A 21,669-nucleotide genomic window follows, 5' to 3' on the forward strand; every position below is an offset into this window, starting at 1 on the left:
AACATGGTGATGTAGTAATTAATTGAGAATATATATGCCTACAGATCAAACAAAACAACTTCGCGCATCAACAGGTGGTTGTGCCATTCATTGTCATGATTGCAGTATGGAGTCGCTTTGTATTCCTTTTACGCTAGATAACAACGAGCTAGATAAGCTCGATGAGATAATTGAGCGTAAAAAGCCCGTTCAAAAAGGCGATCAAATTTTCAAATCTGGTGATCCTCTTAAATCTCTTTTTGCAATCCGTTCAGGCACAATTAAAAGTTTCACGATCACTGAACAAGGTGATGAACAAATTACTGGCTTTCACCTTGCAGGTGATGTTATTGGATTTGATGGTATTCATTCTCAAACTCATCAAAGTTTCGCACAAGCCCTTGAAACTGCAATGGTATGTGAAATTCCTTTTGAAACGCTCGATACTTTATCTGGCACGATGCCAAAGTTAAGACAGCAAATCATGCGCCTAATGAGTAATGAAATTATGGGCGATCAGGAAATGATTTTATTACTTTCTAAGAAGAATGCAGAAGAACGTTTAGCAGCCTTTATTAACAATCTAGCTAATCGATTTGGTAGCCGCGGCTTCTCGCCACATGAGTTTAGATTAACCATGACACGTGGTGATATTGGTAATTATTTAGGGTTAACTGTCGAAACAATCAGCCGTTTATTGGGTCGTTTTCAAAAGTCTGGCTTAATTGAGGTTAAAGGTAAATACATTACAATTATTGATCATGTCGCATTAAGTCAACTTGCTGGTAATGCACGGATTGCCACCTAATAAATTTTCCGTTTTATGATCTGACGCAACGACTTAAAACGCAATAACAGTGATAGTGATATAAAACAGCTTGGAGGTTTTATGAAGGATTATAATAAGATATTAGTTGTCATTAACCCAATGACCGACCATCAACCTGCATTGGCTCGAGCCGTTGAACTAGCTTCAAAATCCAATGCCACTATTACTGCTTTCCTTACAATATTTGATTTTTCTTATGAAATGACCTCCATTCTTTCTAGTCAAGAAAGAGAAGCAATGCGTCAAGGTGTGATAGATCAAAGAGAAAGCTGGTTAGCTGAAGCTATTACTCCGTATGCCCAAACAGGCTTAAATATTGACACCAAAGTTGTTTGGCATAACCGCCCTTTTGAAAGCGTTATTAAATTTGCCATAGAACAAAATTATGATTTGCTTGTTAAAAGCACTCATGAACATGATAAGCTAAAATCAATTATCTTCACTCCTACGGATTGGCATTTATTACGTAAAGCGCCTATCCCAGTTTTAATGGTCAAAGAACATGATTGGCCAGTTGCTGGTAAGATTTTATGTGCAGTGAATGTAGCAACTGAAGATGAAGAACATTCTACATTAAACACAAAAATAATTGAAAACGCACTTAACCTAGCAGCTAAATTCTCTGCACAAATTCACTTAGTTAATGGATACCCTGGTACTCCAGTCAATTTAGCGATTGAGTTACCAGAGTTTGATGCAGTTAGTTATAACGATACCGTTAGAATGCAGCACGAGCAACGCATTCAATATTTAGCCAATAACTTTAATATTCCGCTTGAAAATTGCCACGTTGAAGAAGGTTTACCAGAAGACGTAATACCTGAACTTTCACAACAATTAGATGCTGAGCTGGTTATTTTAGGCACCGTTGGTCGTACTGGTTTTTCGGCAGCACTGATTGGTAATACAGCTGAACATGTGATTGATAGCATTAATTGTGATTTACTCGCTGTAAAACCTGACGGTTATAAATCACCTCTCGAAGACTAAAGGCTTTACCATAAGCCAGAATGCTGGAATAATACGCGCCCTGAAACGATAGTTACTGGGCGCTTTTTAATGTCTGAATTGCAACAACAAGAAAAACAATTGGCAGACCGCCAATCTAAATTACAAAAAAAATTACGTCATGAAGTTGGACGTGCCATCGGCGATTACCAAATGATCGAACATGGTGACGTAGTAATGTGTTGTCTGTCTGGCGGTAAAGACAGTTATGCAATGCTAGATATCTTATTAAACCTTCAAAAACGAGCGCCAATTAAGTTCGATATTGTTGCGGTTAATTTAGATCAGAAACAGCCTGGTTTCCCTGAAGATATCTTGCCTGCTTATCTTGATACTCTTGATGTTGCGTACCACATTTTAGAAAAAGATACCTATTCAATCGTAAAAGATAAAATCCCTGAAGGTAAAACGACCTGCTCATTATGTTCTCGTTTACGCCGTGGCACACTTTATGGGTTTGCACAAAAAATTGGAGCGACTAAGATAGCTTTGGGTCATCACCGCGACGATATTATCGAAACATTATTTTTGAATATGTTTTTTGGTGGAAAAATGAAAGCTATGCCGCCAAAGTTATTATCTGATGACGGCGCTAACATGGTTATACGCCCATTAGCGTACTGTAAAGAAAAAGACATTGCTGAATATGCGGAATTAAAACAATTCCCTATCATTCCATGTAACTTATGCGGTTCTCAAGAAAATCTTAAACGTGGTGCAGTTAAAGATATGCTTAACCAGTGGGATAGAGATTACCCTGGACGTATTGAAACCATATTTACAGCTATGCAAAATACTTCACCATCTCAAGGCGTTGATAGAAATGTGTTTGATTTCTTATCACTACAACGTGATGCAGATGCGCCACTTTCAGGTGATGTCGCTGAATCAGATTTACCCGCTTTTGATTTTTTAGATACGACCAATAATGGTCACATTAATCTAGATGAAGCAGCTAAGATTGATATTGTAACGACTTATAAACCGTAAAAACATACATTACGACCCACAATAAAAAGCCCTCGAATGAGGGCTTTTTTGTCTTTACTCGATTCAAACGCAAACTGTTAATTTACGTATGGGCTTAAAATTATTGGCTGTTTTGAAAAAGAGAGCTGCTTTATAGTTTCAATTTCTGCAGAGGTAAGCTGTAATTTATCGCTAACAATGCTGACTTTACCATCTATGTTCGCCTCTACAGGTAAGTCAGTTGAATCAAATGAAAACGTTAATCCAGTAATCGGTTTACGAAAATACTTCATAGGAAATCCTTGTTGACCATCAAGCAAGGCATCCATGTCATTTTTTACAGCAACTAATTCGCCTTGATTATAAACAGATTGTACTTTCTTAGCTCTTACTTGCATGGCCACACCACATTGACTCGCGTCACCAGATACTTGCAAATTTATTAAGCCTCTATCTGATTTCAATTGAGCATCATAGGGTAAGTAAAGACGCTGCTGTTTGTCATAAGTTAATGGATATTGATGTTTCTCAGTGGTGATATTCCCTGAGATAATTTTACAATTTTCATTTCTAGGGACACTAAATACAACTTCAACTAGTTGGTAGTTATTTTTGTTAACTTGCTTGAGCCGCTCGTAAAACCCTGCATAAGGAATTGATACTGAATCTGCTAAAACTGCTGGTGATAATAAAAATAGCGCTAAACAAGAAGCTAATTTTCTTATTTTTTTCATTTATAATCCTGCTAAATAAGCTTTGTTATGACGAAGCATTTCTAATAGCTCGTCTATATAGGCATCTTTTCTTTCTGAGTAATGTAATAATCCGTAAACGAGATCTTCAGCTGCAGGCTCTTTTCCTTGGCTTCGAAGATCCGCTCGAATAGAACGTAATAAGCGATATGCTGAATTAGTGTTTAAATTCAGCATGTATGCAGCAATGGAGTCCTCTGGCGTTTCGAAGGAGGCAACCTCATGATTCATCCCTGCTTTTCTAGATAAAGGAACCAATCCACAGCCTTTTGAAAAGCACCACTGGCCAAAATAATTATTACCTTCTTTGGCGAAACGAGAACTTCCCCAACCGGTTTCATTGGCGGCTTGGATAAGTACCATTCTTGCAGGTACTGTATCAACTCGCTCTAATAAAGGAGTCAATGTAACGAGATCAAACTTTTTAACTGTATATTTATATTTTTGAGTTAATTTTTCTAAATTAAAAATCTCTGCGTTAGTTAATGGCTGCTCGTTAGCAAGGTTGGCTAAAACCACCTTCAGAAAATTTCGCTCTTTTTCTATCAGCGCATTTTGATGGTTAACCGCTGGAGACATATAATCGAAAAAGGCAGACTTTTTGGTAGGTATATCTGCGATTGCTGTAAAGTCAGGTACAGTTTCTTCATCGACTTGATTTTGTTCGATCTCAGGTGTTTCAACCAGAATGTTCTCAATTGTAGGAACTAACCACACTCTGATTAGCATTATGCTGATGATTACAAACCCTAAACCAAGGGTAAACTTTCCAATTCTACCGGTTCTCAAAAAAAATCCTTAAAAAATAATTTGCTTAATTATACCGAGAAACAAGATTAATAGCAGCGAAGTATTTATGCTAATATTAATGATGATTCTATTTTAGCATCTTGTGATAGCTTAAATAAATCAATCAGTACAATAGCTTAAAAAATCATCATTACTGTATGAAAGGAATCAATATGATGAAACATGAATTAAATAGTGTCGATAGTATCGTGGCTATTGGAGGAGGACATGGCTTAGGTCGAGTGTTATCTTCACTCTCTTTCCTTGGTCCTAAGTTAACAGGTATTGTAACGACTACTGATAATGGTGGTTCAACCGGGCGGATCCGACAAGATGAAACAACCATTGCCTGGGGTGATTTAAGAAACTGCCTTTCGCAACTTGCACATAGGCCAGCCATTGGCACAATGCTATTTGATCATCGATTTAATGGAGATAATGAGTTAAACGGTCATAATCTCGGGAATATTATTTTATATGCCCTAGAGCAGCTATGTGTTCGCCCTCTTGAAGCAATCAAGCTAATTAGAACCATTTTAAAAATTGAAACTCGTGTCATTCCTATGTCTGAATCACCAACTAACCTAAGTGCGCTTAATGCGCAAGGTGAAACCGTTTTTGGTGAAATGAATGTTGACGATATGAAAGAGATACCAAGTCAACTGACTTTAGCTCCTAACGTTGCTGCAACTTGTGAAGCACTACAAGCAATCAATAAAGCTGACATTATCATTATTGCGCCAGGCAGTTTTTTTACGAGTGTAATGCCACCCTTACTTATCCCAAGTATTGCTAATGCGATTAAAGACTCATCTGCAAAAGTGATTCTAATCGACAATTTAACGTCAGAGCCTTCGTGTGCATCGTCTTTAACATTGGATGACAAAATAGAATGGATCAATCAATCAGTATCGACAAATAGAATTAATAAAATTATTAGAAACTCTGATGCTATTGATATTGGTGAATTAGTAAGTTATTTCCCTTTAGTCAGTGACCATCATTTAGGTTTGCATCACAAAGAAGCATTAGCAGAAGCGATAGCAACGGTCGTTAGCCTGAAAGCATAATGTAATGTTTAAAGTTATAGAAAAGCCCTTAAACACTGTCTAATGGCTTTTGCATTTTTACCTAATAATTTAAGACTGTTTTGCTCAACTAATTTAACTTACAAGAAAAACAATCTCTAAACTAAAAATAGGTTAATGTACTTATAAAACCTGAGCTATAGCTTTACAAATTACAGGAATATTTTGTTTAGTCATGCCCGCAACACTGATGCGTCCAGAACCAACAATATATACTCCGAATTCGTCTTTTAAACGATTAACTTGTTCTTTGCTTAAACCTGAAAAGCTAAACATACCATTTTGACGAGAGATAAAGCTAAAGTCTTGCTTAACACCTTCGCTTTTTAACGTTTCTACAAATAGAACTCGCATTTCTGCAATACGTTGGCGCATTTCAGCCAACTCTACTTCCCACTCTTGGCGTAAAGTCTCATCAGAAAGTATGGTACTTACAATTAAACCACCGTGCGCAGGGGGATTAGAATAAGTAGCACGAATTGTTTTTTTAATCTGACTAAAACTTTTTTGTGCTGTTTCTTCATTTGCAGCAACAACAGTAATAGCACCAATACGTTCGTTATATAAACCAAAGTTTTTAGAGAAAGAGTTAGCGACTAATAGTTCTGGCACTTTAGCAGCAACAATCCGTAAGCCTTGCGCATCTTCTTCGATACCAGCGCCAAAGCCCTGGTAGGCAAAATCAAATAAAGGGACTAATTCTTTGTCAACACACAATTGACCTACTGTCTCCCATTGAGATGAACTTAAATCAATCCCAGTAGGGTTATGGCAGCAACCATGAAGCAAAATAAGATCACCAGGTTGAGCAGCTTGTAAATCAGTTATCATTGCATCGAAATCCATATCGTGGGTTTCTGCTTTGTAATAACCGTACTCTTTTATTGTTAAACCAGCAGTTTGGAAAATATTTTGATGGTTTGCCCAGGTAGGATTACTGACCCATAATGTTTTTGAATCAGTGTTACGAACTAAAAATTCAGCGGCTACACGTAATGAACCCGTTCCGCCTGGTGCTTGAGCTGTATATGCTCGTTTCGCATTAATAATGTCATTTTTAGCACCAAATAATAATGTTTGAACAGCTGTGTTGTATAGCTCTACACCTTCAATGCCAAGATAGTTTTTTGTTTTCTCAGCGTCTAATAAAATGGCTTCAGCTTTTTTAACTGTTTTGAGTACCGGGGTTTGTCCGGCTTCATCTTTATAAATACCAACACCAAGGTTAACTTTATCGGCACGTGGATCTTTTTTAAATGCGTCTGTTAAACCTAAAATGGGATCTGCTGGAGCTTGAGGGATTTGAGAAAATATCATTACTTCTTTCCTACTTATAAAGTGAACCACAATTTTTAGTATTTATACCATTGTATTGGCATTGGAAATAGTGACATTTAATCAACTAATCAGAAATTGTTCACACTTTAAGGATTTATCATTTTTTATCAGTATAAAATAAATAAAATACAATAAAGGTTCTGTTCTCTTAGAAAACTTCAGTAGATATCTCATATTAAATAGACATTCATGCGAGACACGGTGAGTTTTTCAATTTCGCTAGCGTACGTGTTTTAAGATGCGGGTAGAATCGTTTTTTTGCTGAGTATAATGAGTTTTTATATTGATGTTTACACACTGTATTTTATTTAATGCAGCCCTTCTGATCCTGCATTCACTAACTTAGCAACAATCTTGAACCTAAAAACTTTCCCCCTTTTAACTCGTATGCTGAACAAATATCCGCATATGCATTTAATACTTTTAGACCTAGAAGGATTTGAATCTCTAAAGGCTGGAATTACACGTACGCCTTAATACTCAGTCGTATGCAATGAAGGCATCCGAGGCCAAACTTGAACTGGTACGCCCTATCTTAACAGGACGAGAGGATTTATCTTTCGCCAAAGCACGATTTACAGGCACAAAAAAGCCCCGACTAATGTCGAGGCTTTCTTATAATGGTACCCGAGGCCAGACTCGAACTCGTACGCCCTATCTTAAAACGACGAGGGATTTATTATTTCCCCTAGAAGCAAGTTTCAAATTTTAGATACAAAAAAGCCTCAACTTTCGTTGAGGCTTTTTTGTATCATACTTACGTATGTAAATAATGGTACCCGAGGCCAGACTTGAACTGGCACGCCTATTAAGCGAGGGATTTTAAATCCCTTGTGTCTACCGATTCCACCACTCGGGCAAAAGTGTTGTTTTAATTGTATGTAAATCAATACAATTAAACAAAATTTGTGGAGGCGCGACCCGGAGTCGAACCGAGGTCGACGGATTTGCAATCCGCAGCATAGCCATTCTGCCATCGCGCCGAAACTTGTTATTGAATTGGAGCGACATATCGGGTTCGAACCGATGACCTATACCTTGGCAAGGTATCGCTCTACCAACTGAGCTAATGTCGCTTTTCAATGCAAGTAATCAATAAGGAGTTAATCTCCGTTGTTGATTTCGAAATGGATTTTACCGTTTTACGCATGACTGTCAATGCAGATTTTTTAAATAATAGCAGTTTTGAATTTGTTTGATGTTTAAATCTACGTATTGAGTGAATAATTAACAATGCGAATAAAACTCAAGCAATAAAAAAGCACTTCAATTGAAGTGCTTTTTTCAAAGTGCCTTTTAGATAATTAAAGACAGATTAAAAATCTTAAGCTTCTGGTAAAGATAACGTCGTTAATCCGAGCATTTTTTGCATAACACCGACAACCTGGCAGCTATAACCAAATTCGTTGTCATACCAAACATATAGTATCGCACGTTTGCCATCAGCAATTGTCGCTTGTGAATCAACAACACCAGCATAGCGAGAACCGACTAAATCACTCGAAACAATTTCAGTTGAATCGGTGTAATCTACTTGGTTTTTAAGATCTGAAGTTAATGCAATATCCTTAAGATATTCATTTAATTCTTCGCGATTAGTCTCACCATTTAAATTAACACTGATAATTGCCATTGAAACATTTGGTGTCGGAACGCGAATAGCGTTACCTGTTAATTTACCTTCCATAACGGGTAATGCTTTTGCAACAGCTTTTGCTGCACCCGTTTCAGTTATAACCATGTTTAATGGTGCACTGCGGCCACGACGATCAGCACTATGGTAATTATCAATTAGGTTTTGGTCATTGGTATAAGAGTGAATCGTTTCTACGTGACCGTTTTCAATACCATACTTATCGTTAACAGCTTTCAGTACTGGCGTAATTGCATTAGTAGTACAGCTTGCTGCTGAAACAATCATGTCTTCAGGTAAAATATCGTTTTCGTTAACACCGTAAACAACATTTTTAATCGCGCCTTTAGCAGGTGCAGTTAATAATACTTTGCTTGCACCCTTGCTCTTAAGGTGAAGACCTAAACCATCTTCGTCTTTCCAAATACCTGTATTATCAACTACTAGCGCATTGTTAATACCATATTGTGTGTAGTCGACTTGATCAGGTGAATTGGCATAGATGATTTGAATGTACGTACCATTGGCAATGATAGCGTTGTTCTCTTCATCAACTTCAACAGAACCGTTGAACGGCCCATGAACTGAATCACGACGTAATAAGCTCGCGCGCTTTTCTAAATCGCCTTTTTTACCACCACGTAAAACAATGGCTCGTAAACAAAGTTTATTACTCTTACCTGTTTTTTCGATCATTAATCGTGCTAATAAACGACCGATACGTCCAAAGCCATATAAAACTACGTCTTTTGATTCAACATCATCGCCAAAATTAAGACCTGCTTCCAGCTCACGAGTCATGTAAGCTTGAATTTGAGAAGCGTCTTTATTATCACGCCAGTAATTAATCGCTAGTTTACCGATATCAACTTTACAGTGTTTTACTGACAACTTACTTAATGCTTCAACAAACGGGAAGCTTTCACGTAGACGTAATTTTTCACCAATATGGCGACGAACAAGTCGATGCGCTTTAATAATTTCAATTGTAGATGCGTTTAGTAGAGGTTTACCATACACTAAGACTTCAACGCCTTGATTGCGGTATAGTTTTCCTAATAAAGGCTGCATTGCTTCAGCCATTTCGAAACGTTCTTGCCAACTTTGTAGGTGTTTATCAGCGCTCATTAAAAAGATCCTTTATCTCATATTTCAGCTTTTTGTCGCAGAAAGAATTGAGTAACGAAAAGAAAAGACCAATAATCATTATTTGGTAGGGTTAACCCCTTTTGGTCGGCGACATTGTAATGAAATTTATGCGTTTTCGCCAGTAAGAAATTTTTAGTAAACCTGTAATTTTATTAGATAATTTCCTGTTTTGGAGCTAGTTTTGAACAAAAGTTTAGTAATAATTACATCATTTTCAATTTTTGCTGCTTTATTCGGCTTATTTGGTTGTGATGTTGGCCGAAATAGTGGCAGCATTTGTAAAAAAAATCCTGAACTTTGTGCCGATTTACACAAGGATAGTTGGTGTTTAATAGAAAAAGGAGACTTAATCCGTAGTCGTTATCAATTAAAGATCACTGAAAATCCGTCGGGTAAGCAACTATATGATCAATTAATTAAACTTGAATCTTATAGTAACTGCATTGAACTCGCAGCCGGCGTTAAACATATAATAAACACACATCGAACAGAAGACAGAGAACGTGCTTATGCTGTTAGCACTCAAAACTTAGCCCAATTACAAGAGTACACCAAAGACAATCCTGATATTTACCTTGCGTATTATCGTTGGACTAAATTTAATGACTTCCCCTCTCGCGATATTGTTATTAAAGCCGAACAAGCCGGTGAGCTCACTGAGACCTTTATGCTCGCTCAAGTTGCCTCTCACTATATAAAAACAGATGTCGCTAGAGCCAAATTACTTTATTTGCATTTACTCTCCCATGTTAAGGCGAGCAATATTGATTCAGATTGGCTCCTCGCTCTAGCAACCATATATAGAAGAGAACAAAATGTACAAAACGAGTATTTGTTAACTAAGGCGAATACATTAATAAGTGATAACACTGCCTCAGAAGAAAAATTATTAGCGTTAATAGCAAACAATTCAGACTTAGCGGTGCAACTCGATGCGGAAGCGAAAGAGCTAGTAAAGGACATCAAGCAAGGAAAGTTTGCAAGCAGTCAGATAAAACATCGTTTTGAATAACCAAATGTAAAATTATTAGCTACACTAAAACACAAATCATTTACAGCACTCGCTGTATTGGACTTTCATAAAAAAGCTCAAAACCGCTTTTATTTTGAATTCTGTAAATAAAATACAGACATATTCACGATAAATGTCGCTTTTTGGGCTTTTTTACTTGACGAAATGCTCTAATTTGGTAATTTTACTACCATACGATTTACGTAACAGATTTATAATCACTTGAGGGATATGCGATGACTATCCGTGTTGCAATTAACGGCTATGGCCGTATCGGTAGAAATGTTTTACGTGCGCTTTATGAAAGCGAAAAGGATTATCCAATCGAAATCGTTGCTTTAAACGATTTGGGTGATGCTTCAATTAATGCTCACCTTACTAAATACGACTCAGTTCATGGCCGTTTCAATGCTAAAGTTGATCACGATGACGAAGCTATTTATGTCAACGGCGACAAAATCTTAACTTTCCAAGAACGTGACCCTTCTAAATTACCATGGGCAGAATTAAACGTTGATGTTGTTTATGAATGTACAGGTATTTTCACATCTAAAGACGCTGTTAAACCTCATTTAGATGCGGGTGCTAAAAAGGTCATCATTTCTGCACCAGGTAAACAAGTGGACGCTACCGTTGTTTATGGTGTTAATAATGAAGTATTAACTTCAGATATGACAGTTATCTCAAACGCTTCTTGTACTACCAACTGTCTAGCACCTTTTGCTAAGCCATTAAACGACTCTATCGGTATTGAGTCTGGTTTAATGACGACTATTCATGCATACACAAACGATCAACGTTTATCAGATGTTTATCACACTGACTTACGTCGTGCTCGTGCCGCTGCAATGTCGATGATCCCGACTCAAACTGGTGCGGCAGCCGCTGTTGGACTTGTTGTTCCTGAACTACAAGGTAAATTTGACGGTTTAGCCGTTCGTGTACCTACAGTAAACGTGTCATTAGTTGACCTAACGTTTGTTGCAGGTAGAGATACTAGCGTGGAAGAGATTAACGAGATCATCACTAAAGCTGCTCAAGTTGCGCCATTGAGTGAAGTGCTTGCTGTCAATGAAGAACCATTAGTCTCTATTGACTTCAATCACAATCCTTACTCATCTAACTTTGATGCGACACAAACTCGTGTTAATGGTCGTTTAGTTAAAGTAATGGCTTGGTACGATAACGAATGGGGTTTCAGTAACCGCATGCTAGATAATACTGTCGCATTAATGAATGCTAAGTAATGATAGATAATAAAAAGCCCTGTTAATACAGGGCTTTTTTGTATCTGAAATAAAATTAAAGTGAGATACTAAGCATTACCTTTAACTTTCATATTCAAGGTTTTTGCAAAATCCAACATTTTATTTAATGGAATAAGCGCTTCATCACGTAGCGCGTCAGCAACAAAAACTTCATGCTGCGTTTTATCTTCAGCACTTAACGAAGCTTCAATTGCTTGTAAACCATTCATTGCCATCCAAGGACAATGAGCACAACTTTTACAAGTTGCTCCATTACCACCAGTCGGTGCTTCAATTAATGTTTTACCAGGCGCAGCTTGCTGCATTTTGTAGAAAATGCCGCGATCAGTAGCAACAATGAACTCTTGATTAGCCATTGTTTGCGCAGCTTTAATTAACTGGCTAGTTGACCCAACAGCATCTGCTAGAGCAACCACATTTGCTGGTGATTCAGGGTGGACAAGAATTGCTGCGTTGGGATGTTGAATCTTTAGTTCTCTTAACGCTTTGGCTTTAAATTCATCATGGACAATACAATCACCCTGCCACATTAACATGTCAGCGCCGGTTTCTTTGGCAATATAACTACCTAAGTGACGGTCTGGCCCCCAGATAATTTTTTTACCTTCGGCGTCTAAATGTTCAACAATTTCTAAGGCAATACTTGATGTCACGACCCAGTCAGCTCTTGCTTTTACTGCTGCAGATGTATTAGCGTAAACCACAACAGTATGATCAGGATGTGCGTCACAGAACTCAGAAAATTTATCGATTGGACAGCCGATATCTAGCGAACATGTTGCTTCTAAAGTCGGCATCAAAACTGTTTTTTCAGGGCTTAAGATTTTAGACGTTTCGCCCATAAACTTAACGCCAGCTACGATGAGTTTCTTTGCAGGATGATCACGACCAAAACGAGCCATTTCAAGAGAATCAGATACACAACCTCCTGTTTCTTCTGCCAGAGCTTGTATTTCAGGATCGGTATAATAGTGTGCAACTAAAACAGCATCTTGTTCGATTAATAACTGTTTAATTCTTGCTTTGTAATCTGCTTTTTCAGCGTCTGACAACACAGCAGGTTTAGCAGGAAAAGGATATTCAATAGAGTCAATATTCGGTGCCGAGGTGATCATTATGGTTCCGAGAAGTTACAACGTCCGAGGATTATACAAAAACACTTAACAAAATTAAAGGACGCATTAGCGTCCTTTATTTTGATTATGCTGAAAAACAATGATGACTACTTCATCGCTAATAGCATTTCTTGTGGTTGTTCAAGATATTGTTTCCACAAATTACAAAAACGAGCAATGGTGCCACCATCGATAACACGATGATCGCCAGACCAACTCACTTGCATAATCTTACGTGCTTCAACTTCACCTTTAGCATTAAATCGAGGCAATACCTGTAGTTTACCTAAAGCAACAATTGCAACTTCTGGTTTATTGATAATTGGCGTGGCTACTGTGCCACCTAAAGCGCCAATATTAGAAATTGAAATCGTGCCACCTTTTAAATCCGCTGGGCTGACTCGTCCACTTCTAGCGGCGTTAGTTAGTCGCGTAATTTCTGCGGCAACATCAAGAATAGATTTATCTTGTACGTCTTTGACATTTGGTACGAGCAAACCCACTTTTGAATCAACGGCCATACCAATATTATGACTTGCCTTGTATGTTAACTCGCTACAATCTGAATTAACTTGGCTGTTCATCACTGGGAATGAATTGATTGCTAAAGACATTGCCTTCATAAAGAAAGGCATCATGGTTAGTTTTACTTCATCTGATGAATAACGTTCTTTCATCTCTGTACGAAGTGCAACTAATTCTGTTAAATCAAACTCTTCACAATAAGTAAAATGAGGAATAGTTGAAACTGACTCAACCATCATCTTAGCCATAACCGCTTTTACGCCTTTAATTGGCTCTACTGTATCTGCAGCTTGTTTGACAATAGACTGAGAAACCGTGTCGTTAACAGGTGATTGTGTCGGAGTCGTAACAGGTTGAGCCTGAGCATTCGATGAACTGCCATTGGCAAAGTTTTCTACATCTTCTTTATATACTCGACCATTCTTACCACTGCCGGGTACATTAGCAATGTTGATATCTAACGTTCTCGCTAAGCGACGAACGGCAGGACTTGCTAATGCTTTTCCTTGTGGTACTGAAGAAGTCGTTGAAGCCACTGTTGTCGTTGCCGTTTCTACTTGCGTAGATCCCACCACTGAACTAGTTGATTCGACTTCAATAGCGAATAAAGGTTCATGAACTTTAGCAAGTTGACCCTTTCGATAATGCAGCTTAACAATTTTACCATTTTTAATTGCTGGTATTTGTACTAACGCTTTATCAGTCATGACATCGGCGATGGGTTGATCTTCAACGACTTGATCACCCTCTTCTACAAGCCACTCAACTAATTCACATTCAACAATACCTTCACCTATATCCGGTAAAAGGAATTCTTCAACAGCTTTACCAGATACGGTTACTGAATCAGTCGTTGAGCTAATTTCTACATTCTGCTGTTCAGTCGATACTTGATCATCGTGATTCTGTGATGAACTTTCTTCTGTTTTCTCGGCTGACGTTGCTTCAATATCAACGGCGTATAAAGGCTCATGTACTTTAGCTATTTCACCTTTTGCATAGTATAACTTAGTCACAACGCCACCATGTGGTGCTGGAATTTGTACTAATGCTTTATCTGTCATAACGTCAGCGATAGGTTGATCTTCAACGATAACATCGCCTTCTTTGACCATCCAATCAACTAACTCACATTCAACTACACCTTCGCCAATATCAGGCAAAATAAAATCTTTAATCATATCTTGCTCCTAAAAATTGACAGAAGCTTTAATAGCTTCATAAGTTTTTAGCTCATCAGGCATGTATTCTTTTTCAAGAATCAAAGGATATGGTGTATCAAGACCACAAACACGACTGATTGGCGACTCTAGGTGTAAAAAACATTCTTGTTGGATTTGCGCAGCAATTTCACCAGCAAAACCACCTGTTAAAGGTGCTTCGTGGTTTATCAGAAGTCTTCCTGTTTTCTTAACCGATGCAGCTACGGTATCAACATCCCATGGAGACAAAGTACGTAAATCGACAATTTCACAAGAAATACCGTCTTTTTCTGCCATTTTGGCCGCTTTTTCTAAAATTTCCATCTGAGCGCCCCAACCTAATAAGGTTATATCGCTACCTACTTTAACGACTTCAGCTTTACCGAGTTCGATAACAAAATCACCAGCAGGTACTTCGCCAACAGATGCACGATACAAACGTTTAGGTTCAAAAAAGATAACAGGGTTAGGATCGCGAATTGATGCTAACAATAACCCTTTAGCTTGTTCTGGGTTACGGGGTACTACAACCTTTAATCCTGGAGTTTGTGTGAAGTAAGCCTCAGGAGATTGTGAATGATAATGACCACCTGCAATACCACCACCGTAAGGTGTTCTAAAGGTTAAACCACCGACATTAAACTGATTGCCACTGCGGTATCTGAATTTGGCAGTTTCATTCACGATTTGATCAAAGGCTGGAAAAATGTAATCAGCAAATTGAATTTCAGCAACTGCTGTCATGCCGTTAGAGGCAAGACCATTGGCAAAACCTGCAATGCCTTGTTCTGTTAACGGTGTATTGAAACAACGTTCACGACCAAATTTTTCTTGTAAACCAGAAGTTGCACGGAAAACGCCACCAAAATGGCCAACATCTTCGCCAAATACTACCATGCGCTCATCATCAGTCATTGCGATTGATAACGCATCGTTGATGGCGTGTAACATATTCATTTCAGCCACGATTAAATTCTCCCTGCACTTTTTGGATATGACTTTGGATATTTCTTAATATGTTGTTTTAGCTCTGCCAATTGCTTTTCAAGGGCTGGCGTTGGCTTATCCAATACATCTGTAATCAATGAGTCAAGGTGCGGTAATGGCACTTTCTCTGCGACTTTTACTGCGTTTAACACTTCTTCTCGGTAATGTTCATACTGAGCAGCGTCATCTTTTTCGTTTAGCCAATCTTTATTGATCATCCAAAGCTTAAAGCGTTTTACGGGATCATGTTGTTCCCACTTGGCTTCTTCTTCTTTAGAGCGATAACCTGAAGGATCATCCGATGATGAATGCGCACCAAGACGATATGTCATCGCTTCAATCAACACTGGAGCATTATGTTCAAGTGCATAAGCTCTAGCTTGTTGTGTTGCAGCTAATACTGCAAGCATGTCATTACCATCAACTCTAATAGTATGCATACCATAACCAACACCACGACTCGCAATACCATTACCAGCAAATTGCTCTTCGGTTGGAGTAGAAATGGCATAACCGTTGTTACGGCAGAAAAAGATAGTCGGAGACTTAAGCACTGCGGCCATATTTAAGCCAGCATGAAAATCACCTTCTGAAGCTGCACCTTCACCAAAGTAGCAAATTGCTACGTTACGTTTACCTTGTAACTTGAATGCATGAGCAACACCTGTTGCTTGCGGAATTTGCGTCGCTAGAGGTGAAGAGATGGTTTGATAATTAAGTTCATTACTGCCGTAATGAATAGGCATTTGACGTCCTTTGCCTAGATCTTTCTCATTACTGAACATTTGATTCATGAACTGCTCTGTGGTGAAACCACGATAGCGTAAAGAAGCATGCTCACGGTACTGGGCAAGTATTACATCGCCATCATCAAGCGCAGCTGTACTACCAATAATTGAGGCTTCTTCACCAGTACAGGTCATGTAAAAACTAATCCGACCTTGACGCTGCGCACTTAACATACGTTCGTCTAAAACACGGGTAAATACACAAGTGTCGTAAATACGTTCAGCGAGTGCTTGATCAATGACAGGCATCACCGCATTTTCATATGTGGTACCGTCTGCTTGCAGAATTTTTAAAATAGGAATGTGCAATGACGCTTTGTCTAAGAAGCTGACACGATGCACTGTTTCATTATTCAGCGGTGCGTTGCTCATATTATGCTCTTGTTATCTGAGGCCTTATAAAATAAAGCTTAATTTATTATATGCGAAAGCACATTACGTTAACGTAAACTTACTATCAACTAATGTGCTTTCTTGTTGGTAAATAACCTTGCAAAAAATTTGTATATCTAACTTTACAAGTTATTGAATATCTTCATTGGGCGCTGGTACTAAACATAATACCGTGCGTTGCCCGACAGGTACATTTTCATTTGGAAAAACGATAGCTTCGTAGGGCTCTATAACCTTTATCTGTTGATTGTTTTCAATTGCTAAAGTCTGGCCTTGCTCAAACCCAGTAAAGTTTTCAGTCGTCTTAGAAAATGAAAAAGAAAAATCATCAAAATGCTTATTGATTGAACGTGATACTTTATACAAGTTGAGTTTATTGCTATCGAATACGGCTAATTCTGGTTCTGTTTGAGTAATAAGCGCCGCTAACATTTTGTGGGTATTTGCAAATTTATGCATATCATTTTCACCAAATGGCATAACTTTACCTAGCTCAACGGTAAACGCATCAGCTTTAAATTGCTCTGATGAAAAATAACTAAATGTTGTTGTGGGTTCGTGATGAAACAAAATCGTATCTACATCGCAGCCTGCTAAAAACATTATTTGTTTCGCACTGAATGCTCTGCCTGGTCTGTAGGGATATATCGCAAACTTTTCATGCTTTGAAGGCTTGATAGCTGTGTGCAAATCGTAATGAATACGCTGCGAGTTATCATTGTCATTGAAAAAATCACTGACGTATTGTTCAAGCGCTTTAGCTCTCACTCGCTCTTTATTTATCAGCCCTTCCCCATCTGAATGAGCACCTGAAAACAAACGGTTCATGTTCTCTTCAACAAAGCGTGTTTGAGTCAATATAGAATCAGGGTTACCAATAATGAATAAAACGCGATGCAGCGTTTCTATTTTACAGGTAAGTAAATCACTGATGAGTTTGTTACATATTTCTATAGGCGCGGTTTCATTACCATGAATGGCACATGATAAAACCACATCCTTTGTAGAGCCAGATGCGGGGCTAAAGCTGATTACACCATTATCTAAGATTGTGACTGTTGTTTGATTTGATAATGTGAATGCTTGGCTTTTTAAAGGCTTATCAATATTGGCCAAAGTAAAAGCGAGAAAGTCATGATCGTCCATTAATTGCTGAAACACAAAGACTCCTTGAAAGACGTTTAAACGAATAGGTTTCATAATCGTGTTGATTCTAACACATTCAATGGACGCTAACGTTAAGTGTCATTTAACAAAATGTAAATCTTTGCTTGCATTCCTGCTGTGAACAAATATACTTTTAGCCATCTAGACTTCTTTATGGGTATAACTATGACATTAGCAACATTTGGTGCAGGCTGTTTTTGGGGCGTCGAATACTTCTTTAAACAAGTAGAAGGTGTTTTAGATGCCAAATGCGGTTATATGGGCGGGAATGATCAATACCAAACTTATGCTGAAGTTAAAGCGGGCAACACTGGCCATGCCGAAGTCGTTCAAGTTGAATTTGACGAAACAATCGTCTCGTACGAAACCTTAGTCGCTGTTTTTTGGCAAAATCACAATCCGACGACCTTGAATCAACAAGGCAAAGATATTGGATCTCAGTATAGAAGCACTATCTTTTTCCATGATGATCAACAAAAAGAAATAGCTGAGTCAGCAAAACAACAATTAATCGCCAGTGGCAAATGGGGAAACCGTCAAATTGTTACAGAAATTGTACCATTAAAGCGGTTCCACATTGCTGAAGAATACCACCAAAATTATCTAGAAAAGAATGACTTGCCGAGCTGTCATATTTCGTTTTAACAAGTAAGCGCTGAAAATAAGTATAAAAAGGCACCACTTTGGTGTCTTTTGTGTACATAGTCGATTAAAGCAATCTATAAGTTAGACCGAACTGCGCTTTACCCGCCCCGTTAAATTCCCTACAATCCATTCAAATTGCTTAGGCATATGAATACGGAGATATACAACAATGAGTCAAGCACGTCATATTAACCTACTGATATTAGGTTCTGGCCCTGCTGGTTACACGGCTGCAGTTTATGCTGCACGCGCAAATTTAAAACCAGTTATGATCACTGGTATGCAACAAGGTGGACAGCTTACGACAACGACTGAAGTTGAAAACTGGCCTGGTGACGCGAATGATCTTACTGGCCCTGCATTAATGGAAAGAATGCAGCAGCATGCTGAGAAGTTTGATACAGAGATTATCTTCGACCATATTAACGAAGTTGATTTCAGTGAGCGCCCATTTAAATTGAAAGGTGACAATGGTGAATTCACTTGTGATGCCTTAATTATCGCAACAGGTGCATCGGCTAAATATCTAGGTTTGCCTTCTGAAGAGGCATTCATGGGACGTGGTGTGTCTGCTTGTGCAACGTGTGACGGATTCTTTTATCGAAATCAAAAAGTGGCCGTTGTAGGCGGTGGTAATACTGCCGTTGAAGAAGCACTATATTTAAGTAATATCGCATCAGAAGTTCATTTGATTCATCGTAGAGATAGTTTCCGCTCTGAAAAAATCTTAATCAACCGATTAATGGATAAAGTAGCGAGTGGCAACATTATTCTACATTTAGATCAAACTCTCGATGAAGTTGTTGGCGATAATATGGGTGTTACGGGTCTAAAGATGAAGAGTACTAAAGATGGTGCGATTTCAGATTTAGACGTTGCGGGTGTATTTATTGCTATTGGTCATAGTCCAAATACCGGTATTTTTGATGGTCAATTAACCATGAATCATGGTTATATTACTGTAAATAGTGGACTACAAGGAAATGCTACGCAAACGAGTATTGAAGGTATTTATGCTTGTGGTGACGTTATGGATCAACATTATCGTCAAGCTATTACATCGGCCGGTTCTGGTTGTATGGCAGCGTTAGATGCTGAACGTTTCTTAGACGCTCAAAAATAAATTGCTATTATAGAAAAAAGCCAACTATTTAGTTGGCTTTTTTTGTGTCTTTTGAATATAAAACAACGTCTACATCGCCTTCCACATCTGGATGCGACAGTTTTTCAATATATTTCATACCCAGTTTTTTCATTATATTAATTGAAGCTAGGTTTTCTTCATCTGCAATGGCGGAAAAATGCTTTATGTTTTGCTGAGTTGCAAGCAAATGCTCCATCACAGCTTTTGCACTTTCAGTCGCTATTCCTCTTCCCCATGTTGATTGTTTAAAACGCCAGCCAATTTCTAAATCAGAATATGAAGGAGACAGAGTGAAGAAATGCATAGGTCGAATGAGTATCCAACCAAGAAAAGAACTAGGATGCTCTTTAAGAGATACTTTCCAAAGTCCCCAACCTCGTTCTGGGTTGATGTATTTAGCTAACCTCGGAATATAAATGTCTTCTATTTCTTGCGCTGAAGTAACTTTGCCACCGTTTATGTATTGCATCACAGCAGGGTCTTGATCTAACTCAAACAACAAGTCGCCATCGTTGAGTGTCATTAAACTAATTTGCAATCGTTCAGTGTGTAACTGTTCCATGTAAGTACACCTATTCTCTAAAGTATTAACACAACATTTTATTCGGTGTTTTTACTATCCTATAAGAATTTTGGGCATAAAAAAAGGAACCCGAAGGCTCCTTCTTTAAGCATAATAGCTAATTACTTAGCTAAAGCTTCTTTTGCTTTTTCAACTAAAGTAGTGAAAACTACTTTGTCGAATACAGCGATGTCAGCCAAAATCTTACGATCGATTTCGATTGATGCTTTTTTAAGGCCATTAATGAAACGGCTATAAGAAAGACCATTTTGACGAGAAGCCGCATTGATACGTGCAATCCAAAGTTGACGGAATTGACGTTTCTTCTGACGACGGTCACGGTAAGCATATTGACCAGCTTTAGTTACTGCTTGAACAGCAACGCGGTAAGTACGTGAGCGAGCTCCGTAATAACCTTTGGCTAATTTAAGTACTTTCTTGTGACGAGCACGAGCGGTTACACCACGCTTAACTCTAGGCATTGTTCATATCTCCTTTAATTAAGCGTATGGTAGTTGACGTGCGATTGCTGGCACATCAGACTTTGCAACTAAACATTTAGCACGTAAGTGACGTTTACGCTTAGTGCTCTTCTTTGTCAAAATATGACGTAAGTGTGCTTGTTTACGCTTGAAACCATTAGCGGTTTTTCTGAAGCGCTTTTGAACACCCTTATCTGTTTTCATTTTAGGCATTGCTAAAACTCCGCATTGGGACATTAATAAAACGTAAGGCGAGCAAAACCCTCAAAAGGACTTTGCTACTTTTTAGTGGGTTGCCCTACTATTTCTTTTTAGGTGCGAGGACCATAACTGCTTGTCGACCTTCCATTTTAGGGAAAGATTCAACTACAGCATATGTTTCCAAATCACCTTTGATACGGTTCAAAAGATCCATACCTAGGCTTTGGTGTGCCATTTCGCGACCACGGAAACGCAGCGTAATTTTCGCTTTGTCCCCATCTTCAAGAAAACGAATCAGGTTGCGTAGTTTTACCTGATAGTCGTTTTCATCAGTGCCAGGACGGAATTTTATTTCCTTCAGCTGGACCTGTTTCTGCTTCTTCTTTTGTTCCTTTTGTGCTTTCGCTTTATCAAAAAGGAACTTACCGTAGTCCATTATGCGACAGACAGGTGGCTCAGCATTAGGGCTGATTTCAACTAGGTCTACACCTGCTTCGTCAGCTAATTCCTGTGCCTGTGAAATACTAACGATTCCAACTGCCTCACCATTGATATCCGATAAACGAACTTCTGGTACGCCAGTGATTTCATCGTTAATACGATTAGGGGCTGGCTGTCGCCCTGCTGCTCTCTTGATCTTTATG

20 protein-coding genes, 3 tRNA genes and 2 pseudogenes are annotated in these 21,669 nt (G+C 38.4%); 8 read left to right on the forward strand and 17 right to left on the reverse strand.

Annotation, left to right across the window (positions count from 1 at the left end):
* Window positions 1-34 precede the first annotated feature (34 nt).
* The 3 genes from etrA to ttcA all read left to right on the forward strand — a co-directional run bounded on the left by etrA (window position 35) and on the right by ttcA (window position 2,806).
* On the forward strand, window positions 35-787 hold the full coding sequence (etrA, locus tag A9267_RS02250) for an electron transport transcriptional regulator EtrA (RefSeq protein ID WP_055024506.1): 753 nt from the start codon (window positions 35-37) through the stop codon (window positions 785-787).
* Between the two features lie 81 nt (window positions 788-868).
* Entirely contained in the window at window positions 869-1,798 is a 930-nt protein-coding gene (gene uspE, locus A9267_RS02255; protein ID WP_065108087.1) for a universal stress protein UspE, read from the forward strand.
* A 69-nt stretch (window positions 1,799-1,867) separates the two neighbouring features.
* The gene (gene ttcA / locus A9267_RS02260; protein ID WP_065108088.1) at window positions 1,868-2,806 is read left to right on the forward strand and encodes a tRNA 2-thiocytidine(32) synthetase TtcA; all 939 of its coding nucleotides are present in this window, start codon (window positions 1,868-1,870) and stop codon (window positions 2,804-2,806) included.
* A 77-nt stretch (window positions 2,807-2,883) separates the two neighbouring features.
* Here the strand turns inward: ttcA and A9267_RS02265 are convergent, their stop codons facing one another.
* Together A9267_RS02265 and A9267_RS02270 are read right to left on the reverse strand one after the other, a co-directional pair.
* A complete protein-coding gene (locus A9267_RS02265) occupies window positions 2,884-3,519 on the reverse strand; it encodes a DUF2987 domain-containing protein (RefSeq protein WP_065108089.1) in 636 nt (211 codons plus the stop codon).
* Entirely contained in the window at window positions 3,520-4,326 is an 807-nt protein-coding gene (locus A9267_RS02270) for a glucosaminidase domain-containing protein (RefSeq protein WP_055024502.1), read from the reverse strand. It lies immediately after the preceding gene.
* A gap of 173 nt (window positions 4,327-4,499) precedes the next feature.
* Between A9267_RS02270 and yvcK the strand changes: the two genes are divergently transcribed.
* The gene (yvcK, locus tag A9267_RS02275; RefSeq protein ID WP_443018779.1) at window positions 4,500-5,396 is read left to right on the forward strand and encodes a uridine diphosphate-N-acetylglucosamine-binding protein YvcK; all 897 of its coding nucleotides are present in this window, start codon (window positions 4,500-4,502) and stop codon (window positions 5,394-5,396) included.
* 141 nt (window positions 5,397-5,537) lie between these two features.
* On the opposite strand, the gene A9267_RS02280 is transcribed toward yvcK, so the two are convergent.
* The 5 genes from A9267_RS02280 to A9267_RS02300 all read right to left on the reverse strand — a co-directional run bounded on the left by A9267_RS02280 (window position 5,538) and on the right by A9267_RS02300 (window position 9,513).
* Window positions 5,538-6,731, reverse strand: coding sequence for an amino acid aminotransferase (locus A9267_RS02280; RefSeq protein WP_065108090.1), 1,194 nt, complete (start codon window positions 6,729-6,731; stop codon window positions 5,538-5,540).
* Window positions 6,732-7,525: 794 nt separating this feature from the next.
* Window positions 7,526-7,611, reverse strand: a tRNA-Leu gene (locus A9267_RS02285).
* Window positions 7,612-7,661: 50 nt separating this feature from the next.
* A tRNA-Cys gene (locus tag A9267_RS02290) sits at window positions 7,662-7,735 on the reverse strand.
* Between the two features lie 17 nt (window positions 7,736-7,752).
* A tRNA-Gly gene (locus A9267_RS02295) sits at window positions 7,753-7,828 on the reverse strand.
* 248 nt (window positions 7,829-8,076) lie between these two features.
* Window positions 8,077-9,513 carry a glyceraldehyde-3-phosphate dehydrogenase gene (locus tag A9267_RS02300; protein ID WP_055023938.1) on the reverse strand — a complete coding sequence of 479 codons (1,437 nt, stop codon included), beginning with the start codon at window positions 9,511-9,513 and terminating at the stop codon, window positions 8,077-8,079.
* Between the two features lie 202 nt (window positions 9,514-9,715).
* Between A9267_RS02300 and A9267_RS02305 the strand changes: the two genes are divergently transcribed.
* Window positions 9,716-10,546: a DUF2989 domain-containing protein gene (locus A9267_RS02305; RefSeq protein ID WP_065108091.1), complete on the forward strand. Its 831-nt coding sequence runs from the start codon at window positions 9,716-9,718 to the stop codon at window positions 10,544-10,546.
* 236 nt (window positions 10,547-10,782) lie between these two features.
* Complete coding sequence (gene gap, locus A9267_RS02310) at window positions 10,783-11,793, forward strand: type I glyceraldehyde-3-phosphate dehydrogenase (RefSeq protein WP_055023940.1); 1,011 nt, start codon at window positions 10,783-10,785, stop codon at window positions 11,791-11,793.
* A 68-nt stretch (window positions 11,794-11,861) separates the two neighbouring features.
* On the opposite strand, the gene nadA is transcribed toward gap, so the two are convergent.
* From nadA to astE, 6 genes and pseudogenes are all read right to left on the reverse strand, one after another.
* On the reverse strand, window positions 11,862-12,929 hold the full coding sequence (nadA, locus tag A9267_RS02315) for a quinolinate synthase NadA (protein ID WP_065108092.1): 1,068 nt from the start codon (window positions 12,927-12,929) through the stop codon (window positions 11,862-11,864).
* A gap of 107 nt (window positions 12,930-13,036) precedes the next feature.
* Window positions 13,037-14,275, reverse strand: a pseudogene (locus A9267_RS02320) (dihydrolipoyllysine-residue acetyltransferase); the annotation flags it as partial.
* Window positions 14,276-14,368: 93 nt separating this feature from the next.
* Window positions 14,369-14,635: pseudogene (locus A9267_RS22250) on the reverse strand (biotin/lipoyl-containing protein); the annotation flags it as partial.
* A gap of 9 nt (window positions 14,636-14,644) precedes the next feature.
* Window positions 14,645-15,622 (reverse strand): alpha-ketoacid dehydrogenase subunit beta, encoded by a 978-nt coding sequence (locus A9267_RS02325; RefSeq protein WP_065108094.1) that lies wholly within the window; start codon window positions 15,620-15,622, stop codon window positions 14,645-14,647.
* A 2-nt stretch (window positions 15,623-15,624) separates the two neighbouring features.
* Window positions 15,625-16,803 (reverse strand): thiamine pyrophosphate-dependent dehydrogenase E1 component subunit alpha, encoded by a 1,179-nt coding sequence (locus tag A9267_RS02330; protein ID WP_055023944.1) that lies wholly within the window; start codon window positions 16,801-16,803, stop codon window positions 15,625-15,627.
* A 150-nt stretch (window positions 16,804-16,953) separates the two neighbouring features.
* On the reverse strand, window positions 16,954-17,985 hold the full coding sequence (gene astE, locus A9267_RS02335; RefSeq protein ID WP_065108095.1) for a succinylglutamate desuccinylase: 1,032 nt from the start codon (window positions 17,983-17,985) through the stop codon (window positions 16,954-16,956).
* A gap of 171 nt (window positions 17,986-18,156) precedes the next feature.
* Here astE and msrA point away from each other — a divergent pair, with 171 nt between their 5' ends.
* Both msrA and trxB read left to right on the forward strand, forming a co-directional pair.
* The gene (gene msrA / locus A9267_RS02340; protein ID WP_065108096.1) at window positions 18,157-18,636 is read left to right on the forward strand and encodes a peptide-methionine (S)-S-oxide reductase MsrA; all 480 of its coding nucleotides are present in this window, start codon (window positions 18,157-18,159) and stop codon (window positions 18,634-18,636) included.
* A gap of 169 nt (window positions 18,637-18,805) precedes the next feature.
* A complete protein-coding gene (gene trxB, locus A9267_RS02345; RefSeq protein WP_055023947.1) occupies window positions 18,806-19,759 on the forward strand; it encodes a thioredoxin-disulfide reductase in 954 nt (317 codons plus the stop codon).
* A 28-nt stretch (window positions 19,760-19,787) separates the two neighbouring features.
* Here the strand turns inward: trxB and A9267_RS02350 are convergent, their stop codons facing one another.
* From A9267_RS02350 to infC, 4 genes are all read right to left on the reverse strand, one after another.
* The gene (locus A9267_RS02350; RefSeq protein WP_065108097.1) at window positions 19,788-20,342 is read right to left on the reverse strand and encodes a GNAT family N-acetyltransferase; all 555 of its coding nucleotides are present in this window, start codon (window positions 20,340-20,342) and stop codon (window positions 19,788-19,790) included.
* Between the two features lie 122 nt (window positions 20,343-20,464).
* Complete coding sequence (gene rplT, locus A9267_RS02355; protein ID WP_012325107.1) at window positions 20,465-20,824, reverse strand: 50S ribosomal protein L20; 360 nt, start codon at window positions 20,822-20,824, stop codon at window positions 20,465-20,467.
* 18 nt (window positions 20,825-20,842) lie between these two features.
* Complete coding sequence (gene rpmI / locus A9267_RS02360) at window positions 20,843-21,037, reverse strand: 50S ribosomal protein L35 (protein WP_055023949.1); 195 nt, start codon at window positions 21,035-21,037, stop codon at window positions 20,843-20,845.
* Window positions 21,038-21,125: 88 nt separating this feature from the next.
* Complete coding sequence (infC, locus tag A9267_RS21440) at window positions 21,126-21,668, reverse strand: translation initiation factor IF-3 (RefSeq protein WP_080915702.1); 543 nt, start codon at window positions 21,666-21,668, stop codon at window positions 21,126-21,128.
* Window position 21,669 lies beyond the last annotated feature (1 nt).

The sequence above is a fragment of the Shewanella sp. UCD-FRSSP16_17 genome (assembly GCF_001675935.1).
GTDB lineage: Bacteria > Pseudomonadota > Gammaproteobacteria > Enterobacterales > Shewanellaceae > Shewanella > Shewanella japonica.

Bases quoted from the DNA above. Each gene is read 5' to 3' on its own strand.
- A9267_RS02280 (WP_065108090.1), bottom strand. From the start codon at position 6,731: ATGATATTTTCTCAAATCCCTCAAGCTCCAGCAGATCCCATTTTAGGT.
- yvcK (WP_443018779.1), top strand. From the start codon at position 4,500: ATGATGAAACATGAATTAAATAGTGTCGATAGTATCGTGGCTATTGGA.
- A9267_RS02300 (WP_055023938.1), bottom strand. From the start codon at position 9,513: ATGAGCGCTGATAAACACCTACAAAGTTGGCAAGAACGTTTCGAAATG.
- trxB (WP_055023947.1), top strand. From the start codon at position 18,806: ATGAGTCAAGCACGTCATATTAACCTACTGATATTAGGTTCTGGCCCT.
- A9267_RS02265 (WP_065108089.1), bottom strand. From the start codon at position 3,519: ATGAAAAAAATAAGAAAATTAGCTTCTTGTTTAGCGCTATTTTTATTA.
- msrA (WP_065108096.1), top strand. From the start codon at position 18,157: ATGACATTAGCAACATTTGGTGCAGGCTGTTTTTGGGGCGTCGAATAC.
- ttcA (WP_065108088.1), top strand. From the start codon at position 1,868: ATGTCTGAATTGCAACAACAAGAAAAACAATTGGCAGACCGCCAATCT.
- etrA (WP_055024506.1), top strand. From the start codon at position 35: ATGCCTACAGATCAAACAAAACAACTTCGCGCATCAACAGGTGGTTGT.
- A9267_RS02350 (WP_065108097.1), bottom strand. From the start codon at position 20,342: ATGGAACAGTTACACACTGAACGATTGCAAATTAGTTTAATGACACTC.
- rpmI (WP_055023949.1), bottom strand. From the start codon at position 21,037: ATGCCTAAAATGAAAACAGATAAGGGTGTTCAAAAGCGCTTCAGAAAA.
- A9267_RS02330 (WP_055023944.1), bottom strand. From the start codon at position 16,803: ATGAGCAACGCACCGCTGAATAATGAAACAGTGCATCGTGTCAGCTTC.
- nadA (WP_065108092.1), bottom strand. From the start codon at position 12,929: ATGATCACCTCGGCACCGAATATTGACTCTATTGAATATCCTTTTCCT.
- rplT (WP_012325107.1), bottom strand. From the start codon at position 20,824: ATGCCTAGAGTTAAGCGTGGTGTAACCGCTCGTGCTCGTCACAAGAAA.
- uspE (WP_065108087.1), top strand. From the start codon at position 869: ATGAAGGATTATAATAAGATATTAGTTGTCATTAACCCAATGACCGAC.
- gap (WP_055023940.1), top strand. From the start codon at position 10,783: ATGACTATCCGTGTTGCAATTAACGGCTATGGCCGTATCGGTAGAAAT.